This window comes from Bradyrhizobium sp. WSM1253, from assembly GCF_000244935.1.
In the GTDB taxonomy this organism is placed as follows: domain Bacteria; phylum Pseudomonadota; class Alphaproteobacteria; order Rhizobiales; family Xanthobacteraceae; genus Bradyrhizobium; species Bradyrhizobium canariense.
Window position 1 is genome coordinate 1,851,691 of the sequence record NZ_JH600073.1, and the last position, 13,649, is coordinate 1,865,339.

Annotated in this window: 14 protein-coding genes; 1 reads left to right on the forward strand and 13 read right to left on the reverse strand. The window is 64.8% G+C overall.

What is annotated here, in order from left to right:
• Window positions 1-7: 7 nt before the first annotated feature.
• Window positions 8-1,438 carry a PLP-dependent aminotransferase family protein gene (locus tag BRA1253DRAFT_RS10480; protein ID WP_198288298.1) on the reverse strand — a complete coding sequence of 477 codons (1,431 nt, stop codon included), beginning with the start codon at window positions 1,436-1,438 and terminating at the stop codon, window positions 8-10.
• Between the two features lie 101 nt (window positions 1,439-1,539).
• On the opposite strand from BRA1253DRAFT_RS10480, the gene BRA1253DRAFT_RS10485 reads away from it, so the two are divergent.
• A complete protein-coding gene (locus BRA1253DRAFT_RS10485) occupies window positions 1,540-2,454 on the forward strand; it encodes a DMT family transporter (RefSeq protein WP_007593794.1) in 915 nt (304 codons plus the stop codon).
• Here BRA1253DRAFT_RS10485 and BRA1253DRAFT_RS10490 read toward each other — a convergent pair.
• From BRA1253DRAFT_RS10490 to BRA1253DRAFT_RS10545, 12 genes are all read right to left on the reverse strand, one after another.
• The gene (locus BRA1253DRAFT_RS10490; RefSeq protein ID WP_035993119.1) at window positions 2,433-3,491 is read right to left on the reverse strand and encodes a YeeE/YedE family protein; all 1,059 of its coding nucleotides are present in this window, start codon (window positions 3,489-3,491) and stop codon (window positions 2,433-2,435) included. The genes BRA1253DRAFT_RS10485 and BRA1253DRAFT_RS10490 overlap by 22 nt on opposite strands.
• Before the next feature lie 2 nt (window positions 3,492-3,493).
• Window positions 3,494-4,498, reverse strand: coding sequence for a zinc-binding alcohol dehydrogenase family protein (locus BRA1253DRAFT_RS10495; protein ID WP_007593798.1), 1,005 nt, complete (start codon window positions 4,496-4,498; stop codon window positions 3,494-3,496).
• Between the two features lie 181 nt (window positions 4,499-4,679).
• Window positions 4,680-6,011 carry a phenylacetate--CoA ligase PaaK gene (paaK, locus tag BRA1253DRAFT_RS10500; RefSeq protein WP_007593800.1) on the reverse strand — a complete coding sequence of 444 codons (1,332 nt, stop codon included), beginning with the start codon at window positions 6,009-6,011 and terminating at the stop codon, window positions 4,680-4,682.
• A gap of 28 nt (window positions 6,012-6,039) precedes the next feature.
• A complete protein-coding gene (gene paaI, locus BRA1253DRAFT_RS10505; RefSeq protein WP_007593801.1) occupies window positions 6,040-6,489 on the reverse strand; it encodes a hydroxyphenylacetyl-CoA thioesterase PaaI in 450 nt (149 codons plus the stop codon).
• Between the two features lie 55 nt (window positions 6,490-6,544).
• Complete coding sequence (gene paaE, locus BRA1253DRAFT_RS10510) at window positions 6,545-7,627, reverse strand: 1,2-phenylacetyl-CoA epoxidase subunit PaaE (protein ID WP_007593803.1); 1,083 nt, start codon at window positions 7,625-7,627, stop codon at window positions 6,545-6,547.
• Between the two features lie 2 nt (window positions 7,628-7,629).
• Window positions 7,630-8,133: a 1,2-phenylacetyl-CoA epoxidase subunit PaaD gene (gene paaD / locus BRA1253DRAFT_RS10515; protein ID WP_007593804.1), complete on the reverse strand. Its 504-nt coding sequence runs from the start codon at window positions 8,131-8,133 to the stop codon at window positions 7,630-7,632.
• Window positions 8,127-8,903 (reverse strand): 1,2-phenylacetyl-CoA epoxidase subunit PaaC, encoded by a 777-nt coding sequence (gene paaC / locus BRA1253DRAFT_RS10520; RefSeq protein ID WP_007593806.1) that lies wholly within the window; start codon window positions 8,901-8,903, stop codon window positions 8,127-8,129. The genes paaD and paaC overlap by 7 nt, the downstream gene beginning before the upstream one ends.
• Window positions 8,904-9,033: 130 nt before the next feature.
• Window positions 9,034-9,321, reverse strand: a complete 288-nt coding sequence (gene paaB / locus BRA1253DRAFT_RS10525) for a 1,2-phenylacetyl-CoA epoxidase subunit PaaB (RefSeq protein ID WP_007593808.1) — start codon at window positions 9,319-9,321, stop codon at window positions 9,034-9,036.
• Window positions 9,322-9,331: 10 nt separating this feature from the next.
• Window positions 9,332-10,324 (reverse strand): 1,2-phenylacetyl-CoA epoxidase subunit PaaA, encoded by a 993-nt coding sequence (paaA, locus tag BRA1253DRAFT_RS10530; protein ID WP_007593811.1) that lies wholly within the window; start codon window positions 10,322-10,324, stop codon window positions 9,332-9,334.
• Window positions 10,325-10,400: 76 nt separating this feature from the next.
• Window positions 10,401-11,267, reverse strand: coding sequence for a phenylacetic acid degradation operon negative regulatory protein PaaX (paaX, locus tag BRA1253DRAFT_RS10535; RefSeq protein ID WP_007593813.1), 867 nt, complete (start codon window positions 11,265-11,267; stop codon window positions 10,401-10,403).
• A gap of 92 nt (window positions 11,268-11,359) precedes the next feature.
• A complete protein-coding gene (locus tag BRA1253DRAFT_RS10540) occupies window positions 11,360-12,130 on the reverse strand; it encodes a triacylglycerol lipase (RefSeq protein WP_007593815.1) in 771 nt (256 codons plus the stop codon).
• Window positions 12,131-12,330: 200 nt separating this feature from the next.
• Window positions 12,331-13,605, reverse strand: coding sequence for a DUF445 domain-containing protein (locus BRA1253DRAFT_RS10545; protein WP_007593817.1), 1,275 nt, complete (start codon window positions 13,603-13,605; stop codon window positions 12,331-12,333).
• Between the last annotated feature and the right edge of the window lie 44 nt (window positions 13,606-13,649).

Genomic DNA, 13,649 nt, shown 5'->3' on the forward strand with positions numbered 1-13,649 from the left:
GATTGCGCTAGAAGCACGACGCCATCGTCCGCAATGCCGCGGTGATCTCGCTTTCGCGCCAGGCCGCGAAGCCGAGCAACAGACCGTGATCGCGCGGCCTGCCCAGTGCCAAGCCGGACAGGGCACGCGTTTCAACGCCCGCTTCGACCAGCCGCTTGACCGCCATCTGATCGGCGCGACCGCGCTTGAGGCGCGCAACGAGCTGAATGCCGCCCGGGGGCACTTCGGCAGAGAGCACGTCGCCCAAATGGCCGGCTAGTCCCTCCACGAGGTGATCGCGGCGGGCGTGATAGAGCCGGCGCATCCGGCGCAGATGCGCCAGGAAATGCCCGTCGGCAATGAACTCGGCCAGCGCCTCCTGGATGTGGCTCGCGGCGATCAGTCCGATGTGCCGCTGTACGATCTCGAGAGTACCGACCAGGGCCCGCGGTACGACGAGATAGCCGAGCCGGATGTCCGCGGTCATGACTTTGGAGAACGTGCCGACATAGAACACGCGGCCATGGGCATCGAGTCCTTGCAAGGCCGGCACCGGCCGGCTGTCGTAGTGGAATTCGCCGTCGTAATCGTCCTCCACGATCCAGGTCTTGCCGGGCCTGCTCAGGCCAAGAAATTCCGTGCGGCGCGATAGCGACATCAGGCGACCGGTCGGGTGCTCGTGCGACGGCGTCATGAAGATCAATGTCGGGGTCGCCATCCCCGGAATCCGCTGCATGCCCTGCTCGTCCAATCCTATCCCGGTCACGCGCGCACCGGACGCGCGGAAGGCGGCGGCGGCGCCGGGATAGCCGGGATCCTCGACCCAGACCTCGTCACCGGGCGTGATGAGGGCAGCCGCAATCAAGGTCAGCGCAGCCTGTGCGCTCGGCAGAATCAGGATCTGATCCGCCGTCGCGCGCACGCCCCTGCTGGTCGCGAGATAATGCGCCAGCGCCTCGCGCAGGCGCGTCCGGTTGACCGGTCCGAGCTCGCGCTTCGCCGCGCGCACGGCGCTGCGGCGCAGGCAACGCGCCCAGACCTCGTTTGGAAACTCCCTGAAATCGCCGTGCCCGGGACGCAAGGGTCTTAGTCGCGCCTGATAAGACATCGGCCAGTCGGTCTGCGTGAGGCTCGACGCCCAGGGCGAAAGCCGCGGCTTGCCAGGGCGCATGCGAGATGCGACGGCGCCCGCCTCTGCGACGCGCTCGCCCCCGTCGACCGTGACCATCGGACGGCGGCCGCGCGAGGCTTCGAGATATCCCTCGGCGGCGAGCTGCTCGAACGCATAGCTGACGGTGTTGCGCGAGACGCCGAGATCGCTCGCAAGCCGGCGGCTCGACGGCAGCGTGCGGCCTTTGCCGAGACGGCCCGTCGCGATCAAGCTTCGGAGCTGGCTCGTCAGTTGAGCCACCAGCCCCTCGTCGTCGGACCGGTTCAGGTCGATCAGAGCGGAGATCATGCTTTCCGGAACTGGCACCTTAATCCTTTCCGATCTGGCACTTTTTCAGGCGCCAAGCGGGATGCTATTCGCTGGACTGGACTGCTTCAAGGACCTCCGAGATGAACTCCCTTTCCCCCCGCGCGGCCGTCGGCCTGTTCCTCATCGTCGTGCTGGCCTGGGGCGTGAACTGGTCGGTGACGAAGCAGCTCGTCCAGTTCCTCCCGCCCCTGTGGACGTCGGCAATCCGGAGCTGGATCGCGCTGGCCGGATTGTTCGCGATCCTCGGATTGAGCAACAATCTGGTGATCCCGGAGCGGCGCGACATTCCGGTAATCCTCAGCGTCGCACTGCTGCACATGACGGTGTTCTCGGTGCTGGTTGCGACTGGTGTGCGCTTCCTGCCGGCGAGCAAGGCCATCGTGCTGGGCTACACCACGCCGCTCTGGGTCGCGATCGCCGCGCCGCTGCTCGGGAAGGACACGCTGACCGCGCCAAAGCTGGCCGGCGCCTTGCTCGGGCTGATCGGCCTTGCCGTGATCCTGAATCCGGCATCGATCGACTGGACCAACACCAACGTCGTACTCGGCGCCGGCATGATCATCCTGGCCGCGATTTCATGGGCCGCGAACATCATCTACATCCGCGCGCATCGCTGGATCGCGTCCCCGCTCCAGCTTTTGATCTGGCAGGTGCTCGTGGCGACGATCGTGCTGACGGGATCGGCGGCCGTCACGCACGGCCTGCCGCACGCGGAATGGTCGTGGAGGCTCGTGCTGCTGTTCCTGTATTCCGGCTTGATCGGGACGGCGCTGGCCTATTGGGCGATGTCGATGGTCAACAAGAGCATCTCGGCGCTGACGACGTCACTCGGCACCACCGGGACGCCACTCGTCGGCATCGCCAGCGCTGCAATCCTGCTGGGTGAGCCGATCGACATGAGTCTTGTGATTGCGGCCGCGCTGATCGTTACCGGCATCGGTCTCGCAACGCTCGGCGATCGTCTGCTGCGCGGTCAGGCCACCGCGAGAGGCTGAACGCGCAGCATCCCGCGCAGGCCAGCCGTCGTGCCGAGCAGGATGCCGGCGACGGCGACGAACGACCCCAGCGCGAGCGTCGACACGCCGGTGAGCCCTTGTCCGATCGAACAACCGAACGCCATCACGCCGCCGATGCCCATCAGCGCGGCGCCACCCGCCGATCGCAGCATGTGGCGTGGCGAGGAATAGCCTTCGAGATGGAAACGGCCCGTCGCAAGCGCGGTGACCAGACTGCCGGCGAAGACGCCGGCAACTGTCGTGATGCCGAAGTTCAGCGTCAGGCCGGTCGAGAGCATGGCATATTGCAGGCTGTCCGCGATCGGCGCGACGAAGGTGAGCGATGTCACCGGCACGGGGTTGAAATCATCCGCGCCGAGATAGCCGGTGACGAACCAGCCTCCGGCGACGAGGAGACCGACGATGACGCCGGCCGCAATCTGGCCGGGCGAACGCCGGAACGCTGGGTGCGCGAAAGCAAACCGGATCAGCACAACGACGACGACAGCAGCAGCCATCGCGCGCGAAACCGCTTCAGCCGGACCGAACACGGCCAACAGTGACGGCAGCGAATTCACGTTGACCGTGGTTTGCGAGGCCTGGACCAGCGCGATGCGCGCCGGCGCGATCAGGCCCTTGAGCGTCATCTGCGCGGCCATGGCGAGCACGACCACCACGACGAAGGAGCGGAGATTGCCGCGACCGAGCAGCACCAGCGCGCGCGAACCGCAGCCGTTCGACAGCACCATGCCGTAGCCAAACAGAAGTCCGCCGAGAAACAGCACCGGCACCGAAAAGGACTGTTGCAGGTAGATCGATTTGCCGAGATCTACCATGCCGTTGCCGGCGAGGAATTGGCTCGCTGCGGTCGCGACCGCGATCGCCAGCGCATAGGTTCGTACCAACCGCCCATCCCCGTCCGATAGCCAGCCGCGCATGCTGCTCATCAGGCAGAAGCCGCTGAGCAGGCCGACGGCGCCGTAAACCAGGCCAATGACGAGGCCGGCGAGGATGACGAGCTGGGTGGACGATTCCATCATCAAGGCTTCAGGATCACGCGATCCCGCGACGAGCCGGCAACGGCGACATAGGCCTCCTTCGCGCGTTCGAGCGGATAGACGGCGTTCGCCTTGATGGGGAACGGTTTCAGGTGCCCGCTCGCGAAGCCCTGGCCGAGGTCACGCAGCACAGCGCCCGTCGCGATCGACGACAGGCCGAGCGTGTCGATGCCGACATAGGTGTGTTGCCCGCGGTAGAATTCGAGGATGTTGAACTGCACGATGCGGTCGATCGCGGCGATCAGGATCTGGCGGCCGCGAAGCGCGAGCGATTTGTGCGCCGCCTGGAAATAGGGATCGCCGACCGTGTTGAAGACGATGTCGGCGCCTCTACCGTCGGTCAACTCGCGCACGCGTGGCGCGACGTCGGTCGCGGAAGCGTCGATCACCTCGACGGATGCGTTGGTGTGGCCCTCATAAGGTTCCGCCTTGCGCACCACGCCGATGACACGCGCGCCCTGCCAGGTCGCGATCTGCACCGCAGCTTGCCCGACCTTGCCGTTGACGCCGAACACCAGCACCGTTTCGCCGGGCTTTGGAATGCCGACGCGGCGAAAACCCTCCATCGCGGTGACAAAGGGCACGCCGATGCCGGCGGCCTCCTCCCAGGACACGGTCTTCGGCTTCTCCACCACCGCGTCGGATTCAACGACGAGATGGCTGGCGTGAGTGCCGTCGCGACGAATGCCGAGATCACCGGAGGAGCCGAACACCTCGCGGCCGATCGTACCGGCCGGCCCGTCCATCACTACCCCGGCGTAATCGCGGCCGGGCGTGCGCGGAAACACGGCATAGGGCATCAGCCCGGTCGCGGCCTTGACGTCGGAGGGATTGACGGCAGCGGCCTTGATCTCGATCAGCAGATCATTCGGACCGCGAGCAAGCGTCTCACGCTCGACCGCCGGCGCGATCATAGCCGCGCTTTCGGCCTTGGCATTGAGGCGCACGCAGCGCGCGTCGACGGCTTTGGGAACGGCTGTTGACATGGAAAGACCCGCGATTTCTCGCGGGCCTTGTCGCCCTTGAAGAGACCCAAGTCAACCTGCCTCCCCTCATCCTGAGGAGCCGCGCCAGCGGCGTCTCGAAGGATGAAGGCCCGCATTGCAGCATCCTGGCCTGCATGGTTCGAGACGGCGCTACGCGCCTCCTCACCATGAGGGGTAAGACCTAATCCTTCGGCCGCTTGTCGTAGAGGCGCTTGGCCTTGCCGAGCGAGCGCTCCAGCGTGGCCGGCGCAACCACGCTCACCCTGGAGCTGATGCCGATGGTGTTCTTGATGTGCGTCGAGATCCGACTCGCATGGTCGAGGAGACCCCGGCCGTCCCAACTCTCCGGCCGCGCCTCGGCAATGATGGTCAGCTCGTCCATGCGGCCTTCCCGGGTCAGCTCCAGAATGAAATGTCCGCCGCACCAGTCGGTGGCGAGGAGAACCTCCTCGATCTGGGTCGGGAACAGATTGACCCCGCGCAGGATGATCATGTCGTCGGAACGTCCCGTGACCTTCTCCATCCGCCGCATGCCCGGTCGCGCCGTGCCCGGCAACAGCCGCGTCAGGTCGCGGGTGCGATAGCGGATCACTGGAAAAGCTTCCTTGGTGAGCGAAGTAAAGACCAGTTCGCCCTTCTCCCCGTCGGGCAGCACCGCACCGGTGTCGGGGTCGATCACTTCGGGATAGAAATGATCCTCCCAGATATGCAGTCCGTCCTTGGTCTCGATACATTCCTGCGCAACGCCGGGCCCGATCACCTCGGAAAGACCGTAGATGTCGGTCGCGTCCATGTCGAAGGCGTCTTCGATCTCGCCGCGCATGGCATTGGTCCAGGGCTCCGCGCCGAAGATGCCGACCTTGAGCGAGCACTGGCGCGGATCGAGCTTTTGGCGCTTGAACTCGTCGAGGATCGCAAGCATGTAGCTCGGCGTCACCGTGATGATGTCGGGCCGGAAGTCGTTGATGAGCTGCACCTGTCGTTCTGTCATCCCGCCGGAGATCGGCACCACGGTGCAGCCGAGCTTTTCGGCGCCATAGTGCACCCCTAACCCGCCGGTGAAGAGGCCGTAGCCATAGGCATTGTGGATGATCATGCCGGTGCGGCCACCGGCGGCGCGGATCGAGCGCGCCATCACGTCCGACCATGTGTCGATATCGCGTTGCGTGTAACCCACCACGATCGGTTTGCCCGTCGTGCCGGAGGACGCATGCACGCGCACCAGCTTCTCACGGGGCACGGCAAACATGTTGAAGGGATAATTGTCGCGCAGATCCGTCTTCACCGTGAACGGAAATTTCGCAAGGTCCGAGAGCTCTCGAAAGTCCGACGGATGCACGCCGGCCGCGTCGAAGGCCTTGCGATAATGCGCGACGTTGTCGTAGGCGTGCTTCAGCGACCAGGCCAGCCGCTCCGTCTGCAGCGCCATGATCTCGTCGCGCGATGCGCGCTCTTGCGCATCCAGCTCGGCCTTATAGGTGTTGCCACCTTCCTTGAGCCTCGTCAGAGCCATCCTCGTTTCCCCGTATCATTGCTTTTCGTTATTGATCCTGCGCCGGCAGCCAATTTCCGGGAATGGCCCGCGAATGCCCGCGGAATTCGGCGATGACTGTATCGCCGGCGGTGACGCGCACGTCATAGATGCCGGAGCGGCCGCCGCGCGTAACCTCGCGGGCCTTTGCGATGAGGCGATCGCCGAGCTTGCCCGGCTTGATGAAGGTGATCTGGCCCTGCGCCGCCACGACGCGGTCGTTGTGCGAGTTGCACGCGAAAGCGAAGGCGGAATCGGCCAGCGTGAAGATGAAGCCACCGTGGGCGATGCGCTGGCCGTTGACCATGTCCGGCCGTACAGTCATGGCGAGCGTCGCATAACCTGGTCCGATCTCGACGATCTCCATGCCGAGTCCTTTGGAGGCATCGTCCTCCGCCCACATCGCATTGGCGCAGGCGCGGGCAACATCCTCGGGCGACAAGGCGGCTTTGACGTTCACGCGCTTCTCCCGTCCGATTGTTTGGACACGATGTTCTGCTGCCTGGCTAAAACTGTCAAACGTGGTCGTAATCGACCACGACCCGCTCCGACGATGGCTTGGCCTGACAGGTCAGGACAAAGCCAGCCTTCAGCTCCCAGGGTTCCAGCGAGTAGTTGATGTCCATCGGCGCCTCGCCCTCCACCAGTTTGGCACGGCAGGTCGAGCACATGCCGCCCTTGCAGGCGAAGGGCAGATCGATTCCGGCGCGCAGTGCGGCATCGAGGATCGCCTCGTCCTCGGCGACCGGCACGTCGCGGCGCTTGCCGTCGATGATCAGCGACGCGATCGCTTTCGGCGGCGCGTCCGGCGCAACGATCTTCTTCGGCCGCGGCTTGCCGCCGAACTCCGATACGAAGCGCTCGACGTGGATGCGCTCGTCCGCGATGCCGAGCCCTCGGCAGGTCGCCTCGATGTCCTCGCTCATGCCGGACGGACCGCAGATGAAGACGTGGTCGACGCTTTCCGCTGGTACCAGCGAGCGCAGCAGCACCCTCACCTTGTCGCCGTCGAGCCGGCCGTGCAGGATCGGAATGTCCTGTTCCTCGCCGGAGATGACGTGGAAGATCGAGAGCCGGTCGATGAAGCGATCCTTGAGCTCTTCGAGCGCCTCGAGGAACATGATGTTGTCCGTCGTGCGATTGCCGTAGAACATGAAGAATTGGCTGCCCGGCTCGCGCGCAAGCGTGCCCTTGACGATCGAAAGGATCGGCGTGATGCCGGAGCCTGCGGCAAAGCCGACATGGATGCGGCTAGCGCCCGTCGGCGGGATCACGCCGAAACGTCCCGTGGGCGTCATCACGTCCAGCGCGTCGCCGCACTTCAAATCGTCCGCTGCCCAGCTCGAAAACGCGCCACCATCAACCTTCTTGACCGCGATGCGTATCTCGCCGTCGTCGGGCCCGGAGCAGATCGAATAGGAGCGGCGCACTTCCTCGCCATCCAGCATGGTGCGGAGTGTGAGGTATTGGCCGGGTGTGAAGGCGTAGTCGGTCGCAAGCTCCGCCGGGATGGCGAATGTCAGCGATATGGCGTCCGACGCCTCGCGGCGGAGGTCGTTGACGGCCAGGCGATGGAAGCGTGGTGCGGCTGCTGACATGATCAATGACACTTGAAATAATCGAAGGGTTCGCGGCAGGCTCTGCAGCGCCAGAGCGCCTTGCAGGAGGTGGAGCCGAATTCGGACAGCAGCTCGGTATCCGCCGAGCTGCATTGCGGGCACACAACGGCTTGCTCGCCGAACAGCGCGCGGCGTGAATTCGAGGCCTGCGGCGGCGCGATGCCGTAGGCGTGAAGCTTCCGGCGGCCCTCTTCACTCATCCAGTCCGTGGTCCAGGCCGGGGACAGCACGGTGCGGACCTTTGGACGATGGAAACCAGCGCGCTCCAGCGCGACCTCGATTTCGAGCGCAATCATATTCATGGCCGGGCAGCCCGAATAGGTCGGGGTGATCGCGATCTCGACGTGATCGCCGTCGACAACGACATCGCGGAGCACGCCGAGATCGGCGATGGTCAAAACCGGAATTTCGGGATCGACCACGCTCGCCGCGGCGTCCCAGGCCCGTTGGCGCAGTTCGTTATGGGGCTCCAGCACCGTCACCATGTCTGCCCCGGGAAAGTGCGCTGTATCGATTGCAGCTCGGAGAGAAGATGGCCGAGATGCTCGCTGTGCCGGCCCACGCGGCCGCCCTGTTGCATCCAGTCGTTCTGCGGCAGCTTGAGCATTGCTTCGCCGATCACATCCGAGAGTGTCGTCAGCCAGCGACCCCGCAAGGTCCCTGGGTCTACGGCGATACCGGCATGGATCAAGGCGCGCTCGCCGTCGTCGACGGCAAACATCTCGCCGGTGAACGCCCAGAGATGATCGATCGCGGCCTGCGCGCGGGCATGGCTCTCGTCGGTGCCGTCGCCGAGCCGGATGATCCACTCCGAGGAATGCCGCAAATGATAGGCGCTCTCCTTCTCCGACTTGGCGGCAATGGCCGCGAGTGTCGTATCGCGCGAGGTCATCATGGCGCGCCAGTAGAGATCGGCGAAGGCGGAATAGAAGAACTGCCGCACCAGCGTCTGGGCAAAGTCGCCGTTCGGCTGCTCGAGGAGCAGCAGATTGCGATACTGCCTGACATCGCGAAGGTAGGCGAACTTGTCTTCGTCGTTGTCCTTGCCTTCGGCTTTGGCTGCGTAGGTGTAGAGCTCGCGGGCCTGGCCGATCAGGTCGAGCGCGATGTTGGAGAGCGCCATGTCCTCTTCCAGCATCGGCGCGTGCCCGCACCATTCCGACAGCCGGTGGCCGAGGATCAGCGCATCATCGGCGCGGCGCAGCGCGTACAGCACCAGCGGTGTTTCGGAGACCTGGATGTTGGCGACGGGCATCTGTCCTATCCACTTGTTCCAACCTCATCCTGAGGAGGCGCGAAGCGCCGTCTCGAAGGATGGGCCGCGGGTCACGGGCCTTCATGGTTCGAGACGCCGCTTCGCGGCTCCTCACCATGAGGAGAAAGAGCTACATGTGTCCTACTTCCTCAGGCACTTCATAGAACGTCGGATGACGGTAGATCTTCGATTCCGCCGGCTCGAACATCATGCCCTTCTCGGCGGGATCGCTCGCAGTGATCTCGGTGGATGGCACGACCCATATCGACAGGCCCTCGCCGCGGCGGGTGTAGATGTCGCGGGCGGCCTGCAGGGCCATGGTGGCGTCGCTCGCATGCAGCGATCCGACATGCTTGTGCGCGAGCCCGTTGCGGCTGCGAATGAAGACTTCCCACAGCGGCGTGTTCGGCGTGGCCATCGTGATCTCCCTACTCTGCCGCTTGTGCAGTTCGACGCTGCGCGCGCTTTGCGGCGTAGCTAGCTGCCGCCTCGCGGACCCAGGCGCCCTCGTCGTGCGCCTTACGGCGCGCAGCCATCCGGTCACGGTTGCAGGGGCCGTTGCCGGCGAGCACCTGCTTGAATTCGGTCCAGTCGATCTCGCTGTAGCGCCAGCGCCCGTCGGCATCCTGAATCATGCCGGGATCGGGAATGGCGAGGCCGAGATATTGCGCCTGCGGCACGGTGGCATCGACGAATTTCTGGCGCAGCTCGTCATTGGAGAAGCGCTTGATCTTCCATTTCGTCGAGGTGTCGCTGTGCTGGCTGGTGGCATCGGGCGGGCCGAACATCATCAGCACCGGCCACCACCACCTGTTCAAGGCATCCTGCGCCATCGCCTTCTGCTCGTCCGAGCCGCGGCACAGCGTCAGCATGATCTCGTAGCCCTGGCGCTGATGGAACGACTCCTCCTTGCAGACGCGGATCATCGCGCGCGCATAGGGACCGTAAGAGCAGCGACACAGCGGGATCTGGTTCATGATCGCGGCGCCGTCGACCAACCACCCGATGGTGCCGATGTCGGCCCAGGTCAGCGTCGGATAGTTGAAGATCGAGGAATATTTGGCTTTGCCCGCGAGCATGGCGTCTACCAGCTCTTCGCGCGACGTGCCGAGCGTCTCGGCCGCAGCATAGAGATAAAGCCCGTGGCCGCACTCGTCCTGCACCTTGGCGAGCAGCGCGGCCTTGCGACGCAAGGACGGCGCGCGCGTGATCCAGTTGCCTTCGGGCAGCATGCCGACGATTTCGGAATGAGCGTGCTGGGAGATCTGGCGCGTCAGCGTCTTGCGATAGGCCGCCGGCATCCAGTCGTTCGGCTCGATGCGCTCCTCGGCATCGATGCGCGTCTGGAACTGCGCAGCCTTGGCCGCATCCTCGAGGCCGCGATCATCGGTCTCGGCCGTGTTCAGCGCCTGGGTATACATGCGCATCCTCCCGTTTTATTGAGAGGCAATATATAACAAGAATTATCTCATGCAAGATATTTCTGTAACATAACGATCAAGCCTCAAATCTTCGTTCCAGCAGTTTTCGCGCCGGCGGCAATGGCCCCTTTTCATTGGTTCCATGACCATCAAGCCATTGTTCCGATGGGGCAAGCAGCGCGCGATAGATGTCGCCGCACAGCGCGCGGGCAGCCCTGCCCGGCCAGTCCGCCGGAAGCAGGCTTTCGGGCAGGAGCGGATCGCGCAGCACGACCCGGCGGTAATGGTGGATCAGGAGGATGCGCGCCGTGAAGGCGTCGGTCTCGGACAAGCCCGTGCCGCGCGCGATCGCGGCGCGCAGCGGCTCGAACGTCTTCATGAACTTGAGATAGGCGTCCGCGGTGCGATCCAGCGGCCAGCTCGCACTGAGTAGCCGGCGACCACTGTCATCCTCGGCCGAGACTTCCAGACGGATGGCGCCCGCGGCCTCATCCGGCACTGCCACACCTGACGGGGCGACCCACACGCCCGGCAGCGGACTGCCGAAGCCGGCATTGCGGAGCGCCTCGCGCGAGGCATCCCGATCCTCGCCATTGCCGATCAGAAGCAGCTCGAAGCGCCCGGTCCAGTCGGATGGCGGCGGATCGTAGATATGGCGTGTCGCAGCCCCGAAGATCTGGCGGCCCTTGTCAGCCAAGCGGTAGAAGCTATTGCGGCCGACCTTTTCGCGCGTCAGCCAGCCATCGGCGGCAAGCCGCGACATCGCGGTACGCACCACGCCGCTGTCGATGTCCAGGCTCTCGAAGAATTCCAGCAGCGTGCCGAGCCATACCGAGCCGCCACGCGGCACGATGGCATCGCCGAACACGGTGATGACGATAGAGCCGGTGCGCGACGGCTCGCGCTTGAGCTGCTCGATGATGCGGGACAACGGATGCGCCATGCGCGAGGCATAGCGCGTTTGGTGCGGGCGCGACAATGGACCGGTGCGACGGCCTTCTCCCTCGCCCCGTTCTTACGGGGAGAGGCAAAGAACTACCGATGCGGATCGGGATAGACCACGCTGCGCCAGCCGCTGCGGTCGAAGGGACGCCAGCTGCCCTCCCTCTGCGCAAGGCGATCAGCCACCGCGAAGACAGCGGCGGGATGATGGCCCATGCCGCAATGGCTGCTCTCGATCTCGATGCTCTCGGTCTGCGCGCCCGTCTTCTCCATGCAGCCCTGCCAGGCGCAGACGCCGTCGGTGCGGCTGAAGATCGCCGTGGTCGGCACCGGCGGCGGAACGGCGAGATCGCCGCCGAACTGCGGATCGACCTCGTCGGACTTCCGTCCGCTCGCCCATTCATAGACGCGCCAGGCATTGGTCGAATGCGGATCGCCGGCAAAGGGGCTGCCGAGCGTGATCACCTGGCGTACGCGGTCGGGCATCATCTTGGCGAGCTGGCGCGCATAGAGACCGCCGAGGCTCCAGCCGACCAGGCTGATCTTGCGGCCATGCCTGTCGCTCAGCTCCTGAACCAGATCCACCATCGCGTGCTGCACGCCCTCGCGCAGGCCGTAATTGCGGCCCTGGCGCCAGCCGCTCACCGCATAGCCCTTGCCCGACAGAAACGTGCGCAACGCGCGCGTGGACCCGTCGGAGGCCACGAGGCCCGGTAGCACCAGCACCGGATGGCCATCGCCGCGCGGCGCAAGGCTCAGCAGCGGCAGCGCGCCGAGGAATGCGCCGAACTCGTGGATCGCTCGCCCTTCCAGGAACATCAGGGTACGAGACGGCGGGCTCAGCGTCTGGGCGGTAGCGGTCATCAATGGTCCCTCGGAAGAAATGCTGAAAAGATCACCGGCTGCGAGGCCGGCAAATGGGTATGAATTCCAACACGCCAGCTTTTCGAACGTTCCGCAGCGCACCATGAATCAGCTAGGCAGCGGGTTCCCGACATTCAAGCGGGTGAAACCCGGGGCCACAATAGGCCTGCGCGTTAATGCTGGCGTCCGTGACGCAAAAGTCACAACAATCGAAGCAGGAATTCTACGGAGTAAAGCCCAAGGCCCGCGAGCCCGCCGATCAGCGAGCCGTTGAAGCGGATGTATTGCAGGTCGCGGCCAATGTTGATTTCGATCAGCGAAATCAGCTGCGCCATGTCCCACGATTTCACCTGGTCGGAGATGAAGGTCGAAACGCCGCTCTTCTGGTCCGCGACGAAACTGCGCAGCACCGCGACCAGACCCTTGCGAAGCTCGGCATCGCCGGCGAGCGCTTCGCCCGCCGCGACACACATGCCGGCGAGATGATGCTGCAGCACCTGCGTCTCGCCGCTTGCACTACGCTCGATGAAGGACCGCGTGTTGGCCCAGACGGTGCGGGCGAGATCGGCGAGCTCGGGACGCGCGAGCAGATCGCGCTTCAAACCGTCGATGCGGTCGATATAGGCCTGGTCGGTGCCAAGCCGATCGACGAAGCTCAGCACCATGCGGTCGAACTCGCCGCGGAACGGATGTTTGGGATCGCTGCGCACTTCATTGAAGAACGCGGTGGCGGAGGCCACGATCTTGTTCACCAGAAATTTGTCGGCCCGGTAGAGCCTGAGCAGGGTCGGCAATTCCGCGCGCACCTTCTCGCGGATCATCGCCATCGTCTCGGTCTGGTTCAGCGTCTCGTGCATCACGCGCAGGAGATCGTCGAACAGGATTTGGTGGCGTCCCTCGGCAACGAAGCCGCGCAACGTGCCGGCCGCGAGCGGCGCGAGGTCGATCGCCTGGAGCTGCGATGACATGCGGCGAAGGATGAAGGTCATCAGGCCCGAGCTTTCCGTCGCAGAAACCGCCTCCGGCAGCAGGCGCAGCGCAAAGCGCGCGAGGTCATCGCGACGCTTGCGATCGCGCAGCCAGTCGGCGACGAAGGAGCCGAAATCGATCTCGTTCAGCTTGGCCTCAACGGGAGCAGCCTCGAGGAAATGCACCTGGATGAATTCGCCGAGCTTGTCGGCGATGCGGGCCTGATTGCTCTGGATGATCGCGGTGTGCGGGATCGGCAGGCCCAGCGGCCGCTTGAACAGCGCGACGACGGCATACCAATCGGCGAGCCCGCCGATGGTGGCGGCTTCGGCGAAGGCTGCGATGAATCCGAACACGGGATGCACGGGCAGCAGCCATTTCGCGATGACGAACAGGACAAGCGTCGAGCCCAGCACCAGCGTCGCCAGCGCTTTCACGCGGCGCAATTCGGCCGCGCGTTCTGCGTCGCCGGGGGAATCGAAGGAGAAGGTGGCGGGTGGAGTCATGATTCACCAAGGTTACGTCATTCCGGGACGGTCCGCAGGACCGG

Excerpts from the sequence above, each read along its gene's own strand:
- BRA1253DRAFT_RS10480 (WP_198288298.1), bottom strand. The coding sequence starts at position 1,438 with ATGATCTCCGCTCTGATCGACCTGAACCGGTCCGACGACGAGGGGCTG.
- BRA1253DRAFT_RS10485 (WP_007593794.1), top strand. The coding sequence starts at position 1,540 with ATGAACTCCCTTTCCCCCCGCGCGGCCGTCGGCCTGTTCCTCATCGTC.
- BRA1253DRAFT_RS10490 (WP_035993119.1), bottom strand. The coding sequence starts at position 3,491 with ATGGAATCGTCCACCCAGCTCGTCATCCTCGCCGGCCTCGTCATTGGC.
- BRA1253DRAFT_RS10495 (WP_007593798.1), bottom strand. The coding sequence starts at position 4,498 with ATGTCAACAGCCGTTCCCAAAGCCGTCGACGCGCGCTGCGTGCGCCTC.
- paaK (WP_007593800.1), bottom strand. The coding sequence starts at position 6,011 with ATGGCTCTGACGAGGCTCAAGGAAGGTGGCAACACCTATAAGGCCGAG.
- paaE (WP_007593803.1), bottom strand. The coding sequence starts at position 7,627 with ATGTCAGCAGCCGCACCACGCTTCCATCGCCTGGCCGTCAACGACCTC.
- paaD (WP_007593804.1), bottom strand. The coding sequence starts at position 8,133 with ATGGTGACGGTGCTGGAGCCCCATAACGAACTGCGCCAACGGGCCTGG.
- paaC (WP_007593806.1), bottom strand. The coding sequence starts at position 8,903 with ATGCCCGTCGCCAACATCCAGGTCTCCGAAACACCGCTGGTGCTGTAC.
- paaB (WP_007593808.1), bottom strand. The coding sequence starts at position 9,321 with ATGGCCACGCCGAACACGCCGCTGTGGGAAGTCTTCATTCGCAGCCGC.
- paaA (WP_007593811.1), bottom strand. The coding sequence starts at position 10,324 with ATGTATACCCAGGCGCTGAACACGGCCGAGACCGATGATCGCGGCCTC.
- paaX (WP_007593813.1), bottom strand. The coding sequence starts at position 11,267 with ATGGCGCATCCGTTGTCCCGCATCATCGAGCAGCTCAAGCGCGAGCCG.
- BRA1253DRAFT_RS10540 (WP_007593815.1), bottom strand. The coding sequence starts at position 12,130 with ATGACCGCTACCGCCCAGACGCTGAGCCCGCCGTCTCGTACCCTGATG.
- BRA1253DRAFT_RS10545 (WP_007593817.1), bottom strand. The coding sequence starts at position 13,605 with ATGACTCCACCCGCCACCTTCTCCTTCGATTCCCCCGGCGACGCAGAA.